Below are 1,029 nucleotides of genomic sequence, written 5' to 3'. Positions count from 1 at the left end.
GCAGAGGCACTGGCAGCACATGCATCAATCACTGATACACCCATATCCGGGGCGATCACTAAACGCTCAGCGGTATAACAATCAATGGTGGTGATATACATTTTTTTCGGGATAGTTTTCATATCCCCTAGAAACACTTTAATGTTTGTTTGAAACTTATCAGATGGTATGGATCTTGCAGCCATCGCAGCATGACCAATTGCCTGAATAGTATCTGGATTACCATCCTTAGCAGTGAGACCCATTTTCATTACTCGCTCCTGGCTAGGGGAGAACTTCTTGGTTGGCACTAACTTAGCCATGATCTTTGGATAGTCTGCTAATAAATTAAATTCTGCAGAAAATAAATCTAGACGGCTACCCAATAAAGCGCTGCCTAATACTGCACCAGCCGAGGTGCCGACAACGATATCAGCCAAGCGCAGATCAATTCCATTTGTCAGCATGGCATGAAAGTAGCCAACTAAAAAAGAGCTCATATATTCAGAGCCACCACCCAAAACGATTGCCCGATCCTTACCCTTTCCTGGGGGATTTTTATACGGTATGGGATGAGCTAGGCCATCATTCCAGCCAGAGGTCGTTTTCTGAATTTCTTTAGCCTCTAATGCTCTCACCTCGGCTATCGTTTTCTTAGATAGATTGGGAGATTGTGAAAATGCCTGTGTGCTTGCGACAGCTGCCACGCCTGCAGCGGAGGATTTTAAGAAATTGCGTCGAGAAGATCGTTTCATATTAGCCCAGTTAATTGTTATCCCAATAACTATCTTTATATCAAACCTTTCTTAATGCCTAGCAATCCTAACTATTCGAAAATTTCCACACCTTGATTCGATACTTTGCGGCATCAATAGAAAAACGACTTAGGAATTTCTCCCTAAGTCGTTAATTTCATTGGTGGGCCCACCAGGACTTGAACCTGGGACCAAAGGATTATGAGAGCAGACACCCAAGATAGACCCATATAAACAGGGGCTCTGCGGGCGGTCTGTGTCGGTGTGTAAGCAAATGTGTAAGCAAATTCGTGGA

General features: G+C 43.9%; 1 protein-coding gene. It reads right to left on the bottom strand.

Annotation, left to right across the window (positions count from 1 at the left end):
• A partial coding sequence (locus B7Y67_RS19280; RefSeq protein ID WP_293600015.1) for a twin-arginine translocation signal domain-containing protein occupies window positions 1-734 on the bottom strand: 734 nt, incomplete at its 3' end.
• Window positions 735-1,029 lie beyond the last annotated feature (295 nt).

The organism is Polynucleobacter sp. 35-46-11, from assembly GCF_002281105.1.
This window is presented reverse-complemented; position numbering and strand designations above follow the sequence as displayed.